Annotated in this window: 11 protein-coding genes; 5 read left to right on the forward strand and 6 right to left on the reverse strand. The window is 43.9% G+C overall.

Annotation, left to right across the window (positions count from 1 at the left end):
* Nucleotides 1–261 precede the first annotated feature (261 nt).
* Nucleotides 262–615: a 50S ribosomal protein L19 gene (rplS, locus tag BXY_RS08355; RefSeq protein WP_008026232.1), complete on the reverse strand. Its 354-nt coding sequence runs from the start codon at nucleotides 613–615 to the stop codon at nucleotides 262–264.
* 155 nt (nucleotides 616–770) lie between these two features.
* On the opposite strand from rplS, the gene BXY_RS08360 reads away from it, so the two are divergent.
* From BXY_RS08360 to BXY_RS08370, 3 genes are read left to right on the forward strand one after another with little or no spacing between them, the layout of a single operon-like run.
* Entirely contained in the window at nucleotides 771–1,556 is a 786-nt protein-coding gene (locus BXY_RS08360) for a 5'-nucleotidase C-terminal domain-containing protein (protein WP_015531672.1), read from the forward strand.
* Nucleotides 1,557–1,582: 26 nt separating this feature from the next.
* Entirely contained in the window at nucleotides 1,583–2,416 is an 834-nt protein-coding gene (locus BXY_RS08365; RefSeq protein WP_015531673.1) for a bifunctional metallophosphatase/5'-nucleotidase, read from the forward strand.
* Complete coding sequence (locus BXY_RS08370; protein WP_015531674.1) at nucleotides 2,413–5,424, forward strand: glycoside hydrolase family 3 N-terminal domain-containing protein; 3,012 nt, start codon at nucleotides 2,413–2,415, stop codon at nucleotides 5,422–5,424. The genes BXY_RS08365 and BXY_RS08370 overlap by 4 nt, the downstream gene beginning before the upstream one ends.
* 88 nt (nucleotides 5,425–5,512) lie before the next feature.
* On the opposite strand, the gene BXY_RS08375 is transcribed toward BXY_RS08370, so the two are convergent.
* The 4 genes from BXY_RS08375 to BXY_RS08390 all read right to left on the reverse strand — a co-directional run bounded on the left by BXY_RS08375 (nucleotide 5,513) and on the right by BXY_RS08390 (nucleotide 9,925).
* Nucleotides 5,513–6,139 carry an outer membrane beta-barrel protein gene (locus tag BXY_RS08375; RefSeq protein WP_008019936.1) on the reverse strand — a complete coding sequence of 209 codons (627 nt, stop codon included), beginning with the start codon at nucleotides 6,137–6,139 and terminating at the stop codon, nucleotides 5,513–5,515.
* A 15-nt stretch (nucleotides 6,140–6,154) separates the two neighbouring features.
* Entirely contained in the window at nucleotides 6,155–6,790 is a 636-nt protein-coding gene (locus BXY_RS08380; RefSeq protein ID WP_004314298.1) for a DUF4136 domain-containing protein, read from the reverse strand.
* Between the two features lie 227 nt (nucleotides 6,791–7,017).
* Nucleotides 7,018–7,368, reverse strand: coding sequence for a winged helix DNA-binding protein (locus tag BXY_RS08385; protein ID WP_004314299.1), 351 nt, complete (start codon nucleotides 7,366–7,368; stop codon nucleotides 7,018–7,020).
* Between the two features lie 31 nt (nucleotides 7,369–7,399).
* Nucleotides 7,400–9,925, reverse strand: coding sequence for an FAD-dependent oxidoreductase (locus tag BXY_RS08390; protein ID WP_134993350.1), 2,526 nt, complete (start codon nucleotides 9,923–9,925; stop codon nucleotides 7,400–7,402).
* Nucleotides 9,926–10,055: 130 nt separating this feature from the next.
* Between BXY_RS08390 and BXY_RS08395 the strand changes: the two genes are divergently transcribed.
* Nucleotides 10,056–11,396 (forward strand): sigma-54-dependent transcriptional regulator, encoded by a 1,341-nt coding sequence (locus BXY_RS08395; protein WP_015531678.1) that lies wholly within the window; start codon nucleotides 10,056–10,058, stop codon nucleotides 11,394–11,396.
* A gap of 60 nt (nucleotides 11,397–11,456) precedes the next feature.
* Here BXY_RS08395 and BXY_RS08400 read toward each other — a convergent pair whose 3' ends face one another.
* Nucleotides 11,457–12,623: an amino acid kinase family protein gene (locus BXY_RS08400; RefSeq protein WP_015531679.1), complete on the reverse strand. Its 1,167-nt coding sequence runs from the start codon at nucleotides 12,621–12,623 to the stop codon at nucleotides 11,457–11,459.
* Between the two features lie 450 nt (nucleotides 12,624–13,073).
* Here BXY_RS08400 and BXY_RS08405 point away from each other — a divergent pair, with 450 nt between their 5' ends.
* Nucleotides 13,074–14,366 (forward strand): MATE family efflux transporter, encoded by a 1,293-nt coding sequence (locus BXY_RS08405; protein WP_015531680.1) that lies wholly within the window; start codon nucleotides 13,074–13,076, stop codon nucleotides 14,364–14,366.
* Nucleotides 14,367–14,405 lie beyond the last annotated feature (39 nt).

A 14,405-nucleotide genomic window follows, 5' to 3' on the forward strand; every position in this document is an offset into this window, starting at 1 on the left:
TTTGTTTTATTATTCCTTTCCGCCATCTACAAGGCATCTACAGCCTATTCAGAAGAGGGTTTTATTCTCACTAGTATGAGAAATAATACTCATACTAATGGGAATATATTCTCATAGGCATGAGTATTTTTTCTCACAGGTGTGAGTATAGTTGAGAAAATGTACTTCCCAGATAATAGCTTTGCGAGAATGGTAGCAATAAAAAAGGGAACCTCATAATGAATGAAGTTCCCTTTTTTATTTCGAATCGAAAAGTTCGGCTTAGCCGTTAACTCTTTTTTCTTTGATTCTAGCTTTCTTACCAGTAAGAGCACGCAGGTAGTACAATTTAGCGCGACGAACTTTACCTACCTTGTTCACTTCGATGCTGTCGATAGCCGGTGATTCGATTGGGAAAATTCTTTCTACGCCTATAGTTCCTGACATTTTACGTACAGTAAAACGTTTCTTGTCTCCGTGACCGGCGATTTTGATAACAACACCACGGTACAACTGTACACGTTCTTTGTTACCCTCGATAATACGATATGCCACTGTTACAGTGTCTCCTGCTTTGAAGCTCGGGTGCTGTTTTCCGGTAGCAAATGCTTCTTCTGCAATTTTAATTAAATCCATTGTTGTTATTATTAAATTGTTTCATCGTTACAACGCAACATACCAAGTATCTCTTCTCTTGACAGCGATTGCGCGAAAGCGGTGCAAAGTAACGAATTATTTGCCAGATAGCCAAATGTTTTTGTATATTTGTAGCATATCTAAAAATAGCGAACATGAAACAGACTTATGTAAAGTATCTGATGGTGGCAGCGTTTGCAGGAGGTTTCCTGTTTACTTCCTGCCGGACCGCACGCGAGACTACGGCACAGTACGAAGTAACCAAAGTAGAGGGTAGCATGATAACGATTGATTCTGTTTGGGACACCACCCCCAACGTGAAAGCTACCGAAATCTTAAAGCCTTATAAGGAAAAGGTGGATGCGATGATGTATGAAGTCATCGGTACCAGTGCGATGAAGATGGATAAAGGAGCTCCTGAAAGCTTGCTATCCGACCTTGTCGCGGGTGTTCTACAGCAAGCGGCAACCCAGGTATTGGGGAAACCGGCCGATATGGGATTGGTAAATATGGGCGGCTTGCGTAATATCTTGCCCGAAGGAGATATCACGGTAGGAGATGTTTTTGAAATTCTTCCTTTCGAGAATTCCCTTTGTGTATTGACTATGAAAGGGACAGACTTGAGACGGCTTTGTGAAGCAATAGCGTCTCTGCATGGCGAAGGAGTGAGCGGTATCCGCCTCGAAATCACAAAAGACGGAAAGCTGCTGAACGCATTTATTGCCGGAAAACCGTTAAAAGATGACCAGCTTTACACAGTGGCTACTATCGACTATCTGGCAGATGGAAACGGACGAATGGATGCGTTCCTGCAGGCAGAAAAGAGAGTATGCCCCGAAGATGCTACCTTACGCGGACTGTTTCTTGATTATGTACGCAAACAAACAGCCGAAGGCAAAGTGATTACCTCCAAACTGGACGGACGTATTACGATAAAATAAAAAAGGAGAATCTAAAAATATTGAATATGAAAAGATTTCAGATATTATTCCTGCTATGTCTTGCATTGAGTTTCACTTTTTCAATCTTTGCGCAGGATACCAAAGAAGTGATCATTTTACAAACAAGCGATGTGCATAGCCGTATCGAACCTATCAATCAGAAGGGCGACCGATATTATAATAAAGGTGGTTTTGTCCGCCGGGCTGCTTTTCTCGAAGAGTTCCGCAAAGATCATAAGAATGTATTGCTTTTCGATTGCGGAGATATTTCCCAGGGGACACCTTATTATAATATGTTCCGTGGAGAAGTAGAAATCAAACTGATGAATGAAATGGGCTATGATGCAATGACAATCGGTAACCATGAGTTTGATTTCGATGTGGATAATATGGCCCGTATTTTTAAGATGGCTGATTTTCCGGTCGTTTGTGCCAACTATAATCTGGATGCTACGGTGTTAAAAGATATAGTCAAGCCCTACGTCGTTCTGGAGAAATATGGTTTGAGAATTGGCGTGTTCGGACTCGGAACCCAGCCGGAAGGAATGATTCAGGCCAATAAATGCGAAGGAGTCGTTTATGAAGATCCTATCCGTGTATCCAACGAGATAGCTACCTTGTTGAAAGAGGAAGAAGGTTGTGATCTGGTCGTATGCCTGTCTCATCTGGGCATCCAGATGGATGAACATCTGGTTGCCGGAACACACAATATCGACGTGATTCTGGGTGGACACTCCCATACATTTATGGAAGGCCCCAAAACATACTTGAATATGGACGGAAAAGAGGTGCCTGTCATGCACACAGGAAAAAATGGTGTTCGTGTAGGCCGTCTTGATTTGACATTGAAACATAAATGAAGATAATTCCCTCAATAGTAACGCTTTTATTCCTTATCGCGGCCGGCACAGTTTCGAGTCCGGCGCAGAATGCTACCACCGTTGAACCTTTGCTGGTATACAAAGCCCTTCAGGACAAGGACTGCCGGCACTGGGTTGATTCGGTGATGGATAAACTTTCCTTTAAAGAAAAGGTAGGTCAGTTATTCATCTATACCATTGCTCCGGTAGACACCAAACGAAATCTGGAACTGCTGCGCGAAGTCATTGACACTTATAAGGTAGGCGGCCTTCTCTTTTCCGGCGGGAAGATGCAAAACCAGGTCGAACTGACGAACCGGGCGCAGCGACAAGCCAAAGTTCCTTTGATGATTACCTTTGATGGAGAATGGGGATTGTCTATGCGCTTGCGCGGTACGCCTGTCTTCCCGCGAAATATGGTGCTGGGATGTATCCGCGACAACCGGCTGCTTTATGAGTACGGACGTGAAGTTGCCCGTCAATGCCGGCAGATTGGAGTACAGGTAAACTTCGCTCCCGTGGCGGACGTGAATATAAACCCTAAAAATCCTGTCATCAATACCCGTTCTTTTGGCGAAGATCCGATCCAAGTGGCCGATAAGGTAATCGCTTATGCTTCCGGTTTGGAAGGTGGAGGGGTGTTATCTGTGTGCAAACACTTTCCCGGACACGGGGATACCGATGTCGATTCGCATAAAGCGCTTCCGGTACTTCCTTTCACTCGCGAGCGTCTGGACAGTGTGGAGCTTTATCCTTTCAAAGAGGCCATCCGTGCCGGACTGGGCGGTATGATGGTGGGGCATCTGCAAGTTCCGGTGATTGAACCTATTGGCGGACTTCCGTCTTCTTTGTCCCGCAATGTCGTGTATGATTTGCTGACCGATGAACTGGCGTTCAAGGGATTGATATTTACCGACGCGCTTGCCATGAAAGGTGTGGCAGGAAATGGAAATGTCAGTTTGCAGGCTTTGAAAGCAGGTAATGACATGGTACTGTCTCCCCGTAACCTGAAGGAAGAGATACCGGCCGTACTGGCAGCTGTTGAAAAAGGGGAACTAAGCCGTGAAGAGATTGAAAGCAAATGCCGCAAAGTCTTGACTTATAAATATGTGTTGGGACTTAAGAAGAAATCGTATGTACAATTATCCGGTCTGGAACAACGCATTAACAGTCCGCAGACACGTGACCTGGTTCGTCGGTTGAATTTAGCGGCAATAACCGTTTTGAGCAATAAGAATCATATCCTTCCTCTACATACAGACAAGGAACAGAAGATTGCACTGCTCGAAGTGGGAAATCCTGGAAAAACTGATGTATTGGCCAAACAACTTTCCCGTTATACCTCTTTGGCCCGCTTTTGCCTTCGCGCTAATCAGACAGAAGAGGAAAATCAACGGTTGCGTGATTCTCTGTCTACCTATAAACGAATCATTGTAGCCATTAGCGAACAGCGTTTGGCTTCTTATCAGCCTTTCTTTGCGAAGTTTGCTCCTCAAAGTCCGGCTATTTATCTGTTCTTCACTCCCGGGAAGATGATGTTACAGATTCAGCGGGCCGTGGCTCATGCTTCGGCAGTCGTGTTGGGACATAGTTATAATGTAGACGTGCAGCGTCAGGTCGCAGATGTGTTATTTGCCAAGGCATCCGCAGACGGACAGTTGTCGGCAAGCTTGGGAGAACTGTTTCCAACGGGAGCAGGAGTGACCATTACCCCCAAGACGCCATTGCATTTCGTGCCGGAAGAATACGGGCTTTCTTCCACTCATCTGAAACGCATCGATTCTATCGCATTAGACGGTATTCGCCAAGGTGCTTATCCCGGTTGCCAGGTGGTAGTGTTGAAAAACGGCCATATCATGTTCGACAAATCTTTCGGCACTTATGCGGGTAAAGGAAGTCCGCGTGTCGAATCTACCAGTATCTACGATTTGGCTTCCCTATCAAAGACGACGGGCACTTTGCTTGCCATCATGAAACTCTACGATAAGGGACGTTTCAATCTGACAGATAAGATTTCGGATCATTTACCGTTTTTGCAACGTACTGATAAGAAAGATATAACGATTCAGGAAATCCTGTATCATCAGTCCGGTTTACCTTCCTGGATTCCTTTCTACCAAGAAGCCATTGATAAAGATAGTTATGACGGAAGATTGTTCAGCGCACGCAAAGACGCGCATCATCCGTTACAGTTGGGAACAACTTCATGGGCGAATCCGAAGTTCAAATTCAAAAGTGAATACGTCTCTCCCGTCAAGACTGGTGATTACATTGTTCAAATCTGCGATAGTTTGTGGCTAAACCGTTCCTTCCGGAAGGTGATGGAAGAGAAAATAATAGAAGCTCCGTTAAAGCAGAAACGCTATGTATATAGTGATGTCGGATTTATTCTGCTGGGTATGTTGGTAGAACAACTGGCGGGTATGCCTATGGAAGCCTATCTGCAACGTGAGTTTTACGAACCGATGGGGTTGGAGCATACAGGCTACTTGCCTTTACGCCGTTTTGCCAAATCGGAAATTGTCCCTTCCAACAAAGACCGTTTCTTGCGTAAAGAGACTTTGCAGGGATTTGTGCATGATGAGGCTTCCGCTTTCTTTGGCGGATTGGCCGGAAATGCCGGACTTTTCTCTACTGCCCGTGATGTAGCCCGCGTTTATCAGATGTTGCTGAATGGAGGAGAAATAGACGGTCAACGCTATCTAAGCAAAGAAACCTGTCAGTTGTTTACTACGGAAACTTCAAAGATCAGCCGGCGTGGCTTGGGCTTTGACAAACCGGATGCTGATGATCCGAAGAAAGGAAATTGTGCTCCTGCCGCACCTGCCGGAGTGTACGGTCATACCGGCTTTACCGGTACATGTGCATGGGTAGATCCGGTCAATGAACTGGTTTATGTATTCCTTAGCAACCGGATTTATCCGGATGTGACAAATCGCAAACTGAACCAACTGCACATTCGTGAGCGAATACAGGGAGCTATTTATGATGCGATGAAGAAAAAATAAAAAAAGAAAGGTAAAAGGTGCCTATATTAAAAGCTACCTTTTACCTTTTTTATTATTAACGTAATATTCTGATAGTTGTCAGCCAGTTTTAGAAGGATACACCCAGGCGGAAGCCGAAGTTGCTCAATCCATCTACACTGTAATGCAGTACGTCAGCCTTGTTGGTACCATAGCTGTAGTACAAAGCAAAGTGCAACCCCGGTCCGTAAACCCATGGGAATACATTGATACCTACTTCAGGAGAAGCATAGAATCCCCAACTGTTTTCTCTTGCTTCCAGCATGCTGAAATTAGAGCGGATTTTAGCATATTCAGCACCTAATTTAGCACTGACGTATGGTTGAAAGGCTCCACCACGATTCCACTGGTAACGTGCAGCAGCACCGAAAGGCAATTGGAAAATGGTATGTTGCTGATCGGTAGTCACTTCACCGGCGCCCATCTGGAAGGTTTCGCGACCTACATATTCGTGGTTGCTGTGATAGTTGAGGAAAAGACCCAAACCGATGTTAGGAGTCACGAAATAACCACCTTCGAAGTTCATACCCCAACCGCTTGCTTTATCAGCAAAATTGTTACTTAGCGGAGCGTTGAACTGCCAGTCGATATTCGCATATCCATTGTCCGATAGCTGTGCCTTAGCCGGCATGGCGAAGGCGATGGCAATAGCCGCCAAGGCTACTACCTTGAAGTATATATTTTTTCTTGTTTTCATAACAGTTGTAGTTGTTTATTTGTTAGTAAGATAAGGTGACTGTGTAAATGACTGGTTGACAGCTTCTACTGCAAGAGTACGGTTGATAGCTTTGGAACCAGTTTCAAATCCGGTCAGATAACTTGTCCATACAACAGGCAGTTTTTTACTGTCTCCCTGTTCGGCTTTCAAGTTCACCATTTCTGTCAGGAAGGAGTTGGTGCTATAACTATAAGTTACTGCATACGGGTAGTACCATCCACCACCCCAGTTGCCACCCCAGTAGCCAGGACCCCAATATCCGGGATAACCCCACCACCATTCAGGTTGTGTGTAGCTGGTGAAATAATAAGTACTTGCGATGTAGCTCACTTGGATACCAAGATCTGCGCTTTCCTGGTCAGCTGCTGCTTCGTAACCTCTAGCTTCCATATTGTCTGTATAAGCTGCCAGAATTTGTTCTGCGCCTTCACCTTCGAGATATTCCGGTTCTTTACTATCACTGATGACCAGAATCTGTGGTGCCAGATAGAATGTAGGAACTTTGAAATCGGCTTTCTTGTCGTAGTTAGTGTATACCAGATAATTGTCATCCAGTTTACCCATGTCCGGGTCTTTTTCACATGAAGCGAGTGCAAAGACCGCCAATAAAATAGGAATTAATTTCTTCATATCTTTTATAATGTTTAGGTTATATAAAAATCACGCCCAGGTACCTTGGGCTTTTGATACAAACAACAAGAAAGGTGGAAAAAGGTTCGCGTGGAAATTTCTTTTGCCGGAAAATTAACATATTTCTTTGGCCCGGCGGAAAGAAAAACGGTGAGCGCTCTGCCCTATTATCAGGGAGTTTGCTCACCGTTTATTATTTACAGATATTTATTTGAAAAATCCGTTTATTAAAACAGAGGTTTTAGTAGATCCGGTATTTCTACCTTATCAAGTTCCAGTTCAGTTACCCGTTGTTTACCCAATTGAGTCAGATGGAAATACATCTGTCTCCGGTCTTCACTTCCGAGTGATCGGACGATTAGTCCTTTTTCTTCCAGTATCCGCAGCATTTTGGATGTGTGTGAGGGGCTTAGTTCGGTTTGTTTAGACAGGTTGGTAGCCGTCACTTTGTCCGAAGCCTCTTTAAGGGCACACAATATCATTGCTTCATTAAGCGTTATCTGGTACATTTTTTCAAATGCTGTTTCAAAGTTTCCCATTGCTTTGAATACATCACGCATTGCACATATTGTTTTCATACCTTATTTAAATATTTCATTTGTTCATTTTTTAAATAAATAGATTAACGTTTGCGTTATCCGCCCGTTCCATATACGTTGCTACGCCGCCAATGGTCACCTCGTCCAGGAGTTCTTCTTGTTTGACTCCCATCACGTCCATTGACATCTGGCAAGCAATAAATTCCACACCGTTTTCCAGCGCTTGCTGGCGCAGGGATTCCAGTGAATCAATCCCTTTTTTGTTCATGATATACCGCATCATTTTTCCGCCTATTCCGCCCATACTCATCTTAGAAAGTTTCAGCTTTTTGGAGCTGGAAGGCAGCATCATGCCAAACATTTTTCCGAAAATATCCTTTTCGGTTTCCGGTTTGTGCAACTTCTTGATGACGTTCAGTCCCCAGAACGTAAAGAAGATGGTGACTTTCTGCCCCGTAGCTGCTGCGCCGTTTGCTAGTACAAAAGTGGCCAAAGCTTTATCCAAATCATCACTAAACATGATAAAGGTTTTTCCTTTGCCCTCACATGAAGTAACAATATTGCACGATTTTGGTTCTCCTTTTTCTATGACAACAACAGATTTTCCTCCGGAGCTGTCTTTCGAAATCAGTTGATTGCCCGTTGAACTGCACCATGCGGCGGCGTCACGCGGAAATCCCGGATCGGTTGAGGTGATTTCCACCCGTTCGCCTGAAGCCAGTGTATCCATTGTTTTTTTCATTTTCAAAATCGGGCCGGGACATTGTAACCCGCAGGCGTCTACCCGAACTGTTTTAGCGGGGGGTGCAAGGGCATCGGCGGTGACGGCAGCCGTGGCAGTAACCGTGGTATCCGAAACCTTAGCAACCGCAGGTTGCCCAACTTGGGGACTACCTCCCTGTTGTTCGGGTGATTCGTCTATTTCATTTCCATTTTCTTCGCGTATGATAATCGGAGCAGTGGCGGCTCGATAAGTCTTCAGTCCTCCCGAGAGATTACGCACCTTGTCAAATTCATGTTGAGTCAATATCCGGTAGGCAAGATAGCCCCGTAGTCCGACAGCGCAGAAGGTATAAATCATTTTATCTTTCGGCAGTTCGGCCAGCCGGTCACGAAGCTCATCCAGCGGAATATTCACGGCACCCGGTAGGCTGCCTAAAGAATATTCGTCCGGGGTGCGGACATCCAGGAGGAACTTATTTTCCATTTCAATGTCCCGCAACTCTCTCCAATATACCGGATTGGTTTTGCCGGTAATGATGTCTTCCGCTACATATCCTGCCAGTGCTACCGGATCTTTGGCCGAAGAGAACGGAGGAGCATACGCTTGTTCCACTTTCATCAGGTCGTAGATCGTTCCCTCGTGTTTGATGACAAGCGCGAGTTCGTCAATCCGTTTGTCCACTCCGTCGTAACCGACGATTTGCCCGCCGTACAATCTTCCCGTCTTTTTGTCGAAAGTGATTTTGATACTCATCGGCATGGCATCCGGATAGTAGCCGGCATGAGAGGCGGGATGGATGGTAGATGACATATAATCTATCTCTTCCTGGCGCAGGCGCTTGCCGGGTAAACCGGTTGAAGCAACGGTCATGTCGAAAACTTTTGCGATTGAAGTGCCGATAGAACCTTCGTAAGGTATTTTTGCCCCGAGAACGTTGTCTGCAACGATGCGTCCCTGACGGTTGGCAGGTCCGGCAAGATAGTTGAGCCAGGGTTTTCCGGTGATCGGATGGCGGAACTCGATTGCGTCACCGATGGCATAAATCGATTCATCAGACGTTTGCAGGTAATCATTCACGGCAATACCTCCTGCGGGGCCGATAGTCAGTTCGGCAGCTCGTGCCAGACTGGTTTCCGGGCGTACTCCGATCGATAGGATAACGATATCGGCAGAAATGGACTGACCATTTTTGAACGTTACTTTCAACCCTTTTCCCTCCCGGCTAAAAGAGGCGACAGCTTGTTCCAGATAAAGATTGACTCCTTTATCCATCAAGTGCTGGTGGACGAGCGATGCCATCGAGAAGTCAATAGGAGCCATCACTTGATTGCCCATTTCCACAATCGACACTTTAGCCCCTTGTGTATGTAAGTTTTCCGCCATTTCCAGACCGATAAATCCGGCGCCTACGATAACGGCTTTTCGCGGAGCGTGGCTCTTGATATATTCTTTGATCCGATCCGTGTCGGTGACATTCCTTAACGTGAAGATTCCGCTAAGGTCGATTCCCGGAAGAGGAGGACGCACCGGGGAAGCTCCGGTGGAGATGACTAATTTATCGTAGCTCTCCTCATAAGTGTCTTCACTGCTTTGCCGGATGGTCACTGTCTTTCTTTTCCGGTCAATAAAAATCGCTTCGTTTTCTGTACGTACATCTACACGGAAGCGTGTAGAGAAGGCTTCGGGCGTTTGCACGAACAATTTATCCCGTTCCTCTATCACTCCTCCTATATAATAAGGAAGGCCGCAATTGGCGTATGATATATACTTTCCTTTTTCCAAAAGGATAATTTCTGCTGTTTCATCTACTCGTCTGATTCGGGCAGCAGTGGTGGCTCCTCCTGCAACTCCCCCAATAATAATTATTTTCATCTGTTTATAGTGTAAATAGTTTCCTGTGGAAATAACAAACAGGGGCGAAGAAATGTTCATGGATTCAGATAAAAAAACTATATTTGCGCACCCTGTTTTTCATTCTTCTATATTAATGTAGACAATTTGTATGAATAAAATTCTTATTATTGACGATGAAGTCCAGATTCGCAGCCTTTTAGCTCGTATGCTGGAACTTGAGGGCTATGAAGTGTGTCAGGCAGGTGATTGCAAAACTGCCATCAAACAACTGGAAATTCAATCGCCCGACGTAGCTTTATGTGATGTTTTTCTTCCTGATGGAAACGGAGTGGATCTGGTTTTGAATATCAAAAAAATAGCTCCCAATGTGGAAGTGATTCTTCTTACTGCTCACGGCAATATTCCCGACGGGGTGCAGGCTATCAAAAACGGTGCGTTTGATTATATAACGAAAGGAGATGATAATAACAAGATTATCCCTCTCATTAGTCGTGCCGTAGAGAAAGCAAAAATGAATGTCCGTCTCGAAAAACTGGAAAAGAAGGTCGGGCAAATGTACTCGTTCGATTCTATCCTGGGGGAGTCAAAAGTGCTGAAAGAGTCGGTGTCTTTGGCGCAGAAGGTGTCTGTGACAGATGTTCCCGTATTGCTGACGGGAGAAACCGGAACAGGAAAGGAGGTCTTTGCGCAGGCTATACATTATAACAGCAAGCGGAGCAAACAGATTTTTGTGGCGGTCAACTGTTCGTCTTTCAGCAAAGAACTGCTCGAAAGCGAGATGTTCGGACATAAGGCAGGTTCGTTTACCGGTGCGTTGAAAGATAAGAAAGGGCTTTTTGAAGAGGCCAATAACGGAACGATCTTTCTGGATGAAATCGGAGAGATGGCTTTCGAATTGCAGGCAAAGTTACTGCGTATCCTTGAAACAGGAGAATATATAAAGATCGGTGATACCAAGCCGACAAGAGTCAATGTGCGTATCATCGCTGCTACCAACCGGAATTTGCAGGAGGAGATCAAAGCCGGGCATTTCCGTGAGGACTTGTTTTATCGTCTTTCGGTTTTTCAGGTGCATCTTCCTTCGCTTCGTGAACGTACCGGTGATATCAGAATTCTTGCAACTGCTTTTGCCAAAAGTTTCTCCGAAAAACTTTCGTATGCCATCAATGAGATGACTCCTGCTTTTTTGGAAGCGCTGGAACAACAGCCGTGGAAAGGGAATATCCGTGAGTTGAGAAATGTGATTGAGCGTAGCCTGATTGTTTGCGAAGGTGGACGGCTGGATATCTGCGACCTTCCTTTGGAAATCCAGAACACTCATTATGAATGTTCGGACGATAGTACAGGTAGTTTTGAACTGGCTGCAATGGAGCGCAGGCATATTGCGCGTGTGTTGGAATATACGAAAGGGAATAAAACGGAAGCTGCCCGCTTGTTGAAAATCGGACTTACTACGTTGTATCGGAAGATAGAGGAATATAAAATCTGAATATACATTTTAATCAGGCCACGTACTGGCTTTCGAGAAATTGTTTGGATAGCGAACTGATTAGTTTGTTTTTATCTGTGCTGTGCACAGATAGTGTGAGCCGATGATATGTATTACAGACATATTTTCGTCCATAACCATTTCGGCATATTTGTGTAGTTCCCTTTCAATGATTCGCAGGGTGTCCCGGCTGCCCGTCAGCATCATCGAGATAGATACATTGGATGAGGTCATTGAGATGACATTGATTTGATATTTGTTGATAACTTCCAATATCTTACCCATAAACAAATATCCGGGCAATACATTCAATGAGGTAAAACGTACAAAGGTAGCCGAATCCTGTGAGAGGATGGCCTTGACACTGTTGCCTGTGTCATGGGAAGATATATAGAGTCGTTCTGTTGACAGATCGTGTATATCGGTTAGGCGGATAACTATATTGGAGCGTGCCGCAAGGGTGATACAATCTGCGTAGAGCAGGTGTACTCCGCTGTTAATCAGTTGTTCGGCTTCTATGTAAGTTAGTGAATGTTGTTCTCGCAGGCAATTCCGGTTTGCGTAGATATGGTTGATAGGGGTGGATAACAGTATTTCGTCCGCTTTGAATAAGGTGGCAAGCACTGTTGCATAGTAATCATTGCGTTGTTCGCTCATAAAGTCTATTTCACCATACACATTCCTGCAAATGGAAAGTGGGGCGATAAAAATATCCACATTCCGGTTCTCGTCAATGTATTGTTGGATAGATTCCTGAATATATGGGATATCCGGCTTTCTTTCCAGGTTGATCTGTATAAGTTTGCCGGTATCTAATGTTTGGGCACGAAGACCCTGTTGACGTAAGCAATAAGTGAATAAATCGCTGGATAATCCGTATATTTCCGCTTTTATCATTTTATCAATCAGTAAATCTGCTTTGTCTTCTACAAGTATATGTATTTTCTTTATACACTCCAGAATCCGGTTTTTAATTTCCTGATTTAAGTGCGAATCTGTAATGAGATGATTGGCAAGGGTACAGCAATATGCTTCGATGGCATTGACTGTGGTATGAGAAGCTTCATCTTCTTCGTGAAACCAACTGATGGAAATAGCCTGTAACCACTCCTGTAATTGTGCCAATATAGGGACTACAGCTACATAAGGATGTTCTTTCTGAATACAATTGATTACTTGCTTCATTTCATCCTCATCTTTAATTTTCTCGAATTTACAAACTTTCATTGTTATCTGGTTATTTATTGGTTACTACTCTTTTCAATCTTTTCAAAATGATATGCTTTTTTCAAAAGAGAAAGATATCTTATCATCATTCTTTTACTTTCGAATCCGGTATATCTTTATAAATCAATTTGTTAATGTCGTAATTGATGCTTCTGATGCATATCCTTACTATAAGTAATCTGCTAATACCATACCAAATTGGGATATGAAAATAAGATTTCTTATCTTTGTTGCGTAATTGATTGAGAAACCAGCAATATTCATTCATTTATGAAACTCTGTATCTAGCTACGCTCAACGAATAGCATCATTTCTAATAAGGCTATTCAGCTATCTGACAGGCAACTACTCGCCTGCCAAAGAGTTTTATATCCATTTTTATAAACTTGCGAAACTGTGTGCTGCTATGGGAATACGGTATGCCGTATCGTGTTATTTTTAAGTTGAGCAATGAATTATACATATAAGCAAATATGGCTCATCAACTTTCCTGTGATGATGAGCATTCTGATGGAACAATTAATCAATATTACCGACGCTATTTTCCTGGGGCATGTGGGAGAAGTCGAACTGGGAGCTTCTGCGCTTGCCGGAATCTATTATTTAGCTGTTTATATGTTGGGCTTCGGATTCAGCATCGGGCTGCAGGTAATGATTGCCCGGAGAAATGGGGAACAACATTATAAAGAGACGGGACGTACATTTTTTCAGGGAGTATATTTCCTGTCGGGGATGGCAGTCATTCTTTGCCTATTGCTCCATTTGGCTTCTCCCTTGATCCTGCGCCGGTTGATAACTTCGGATGAAATTTATCAGGCAGTGATTCATTATCTGGATTGGCGTAGCTTCGGTTTGTTATTCTCATTTCCTTTTTTAGCTTTCCGGTCTTTTCTGGTAGGGATAACAACGACCAAAGCATTGTCCGTGGCAGCTATCATGGCTATCTGTATCAATATTCCTTTTAACTATCTGCTGATATTCAAACTGAATCTGGGTATATCCGGGGCGGCGATGGCTTCTTCTTTGGCAGAGTTCGGAGCTTTTATCGTACTCCTATTATATATGTGGGTGAGGGTAGATAAAGTGAAATATGGGCTGAAGGTCGTTTATGATGGGAAAGTGTTAATAAAGTTGTTGAGGATATCTGTATGGAGTATGCTTCACTCTTTTGTCAGCGTTGCTCCCTGGTTTCTGTTCTTCGTTGCTATCGAGCATCTGGGAAGGACAGAGCTTGCTATTTCCAATATTACTCGTAGTGTTTCTACCGTCTTTTTTGTGATTGTCAACTCTTTTGCATCCACTACTGGTTCATTAGTCAGCAATCTAATTGGGGCGGGGCAGGGGAAGGAACTTTTTCCCGTTTGCCATAAAGTTCTTAGGTTGGGTTATGCCGTGGGGGGGCCATTGATAGTTATGGCTCTTTGGGGTAACCAATGGGTTATCGGATTTTATACGAATAACGATAATCTGGTGAGACTAGCTTTCTATCCTTTTATAGTTATGCTGTTGAATTATGCTTTTGCACTGCCCGGATATGTTTATATCAATGCTGTTACCGGTACAGGAAAGACGAAGCTCGCCTTTATCTTCCAGTTAATCACCATTCTTGTATATTTGATTTATCTGTATCTGTTAAGTGAATGTTTTCATGCTTCTCTGACTGTGTATATGACGGCAGAATATTTGTTTGTTATTTTATTAGGGATACAATCTATCATTTACTTAAAGAGGAAATCCAACTAGAATATGTATTTTTGTACTTTCAATACTTGATACTTTCTC

This window comes from Bacteroides xylanisolvens XB1A (assembly GCF_000210075.1).
GTDB classification, from domain to species: Bacteria; Bacteroidota; Bacteroidia; order Bacteroidales; family Bacteroidaceae; genus Bacteroides; species Bacteroides xylanisolvens.

Bases quoted from the DNA above. Each gene is read 5' to 3' on its own strand.
- BXY_RS08405 (WP_015531680.1), top strand. From the start codon at position 13,074: ATGAATTATACATATAAGCAAATATGGCTCATCAACTTTCCTGTGATG.
- BXY_RS08390 (WP_134993350.1), bottom strand. From the start codon at position 9,925: ATGAAAATAATTATTATTGGGGGAGTTGCAGGAGGAGCCACCACTGCT.
- BXY_RS08395 (WP_015531678.1), top strand. From the start codon at position 10,056: ATGAATAAAATTCTTATTATTGACGATGAAGTCCAGATTCGCAGCCTT.
- BXY_RS08360 (WP_015531672.1), top strand. From the start codon at position 771: ATGAAACAGACTTATGTAAAGTATCTGATGGTGGCAGCGTTTGCAGGA.
- BXY_RS08370 (WP_015531674.1), top strand. From the start codon at position 2,413: ATGAAGATAATTCCCTCAATAGTAACGCTTTTATTCCTTATCGCGGCC.
- rplS (WP_008026232.1), bottom strand. From the start codon at position 615: ATGGATTTAATTAAAATTGCAGAAGAAGCATTTGCTACCGGAAAACAG.
- BXY_RS08375 (WP_008019936.1), bottom strand. From the start codon at position 6,139: ATGAAAACAAGAAAAAATATATACTTCAAGGTAGTAGCCTTGGCGGCT.
- BXY_RS08380 (WP_004314298.1), bottom strand. From the start codon at position 6,790: ATGAAGAAATTAATTCCTATTTTATTGGCGGTCTTTGCACTCGCTTCA.
- BXY_RS08385 (WP_004314299.1), bottom strand. From the start codon at position 7,368: ATGAAAACAATATGTGCAATGCGTGATGTATTCAAAGCAATGGGAAAC.
- BXY_RS08400 (WP_015531679.1), bottom strand. From the start codon at position 12,623: ATGAAAGTTTGTAAATTCGAGAAAATTAAAGATGAGGATGAAATGAAG.
- BXY_RS08365 (WP_015531673.1), top strand. From the start codon at position 1,583: ATGAAAAGATTTCAGATATTATTCCTGCTATGTCTTGCATTGAGTTTC.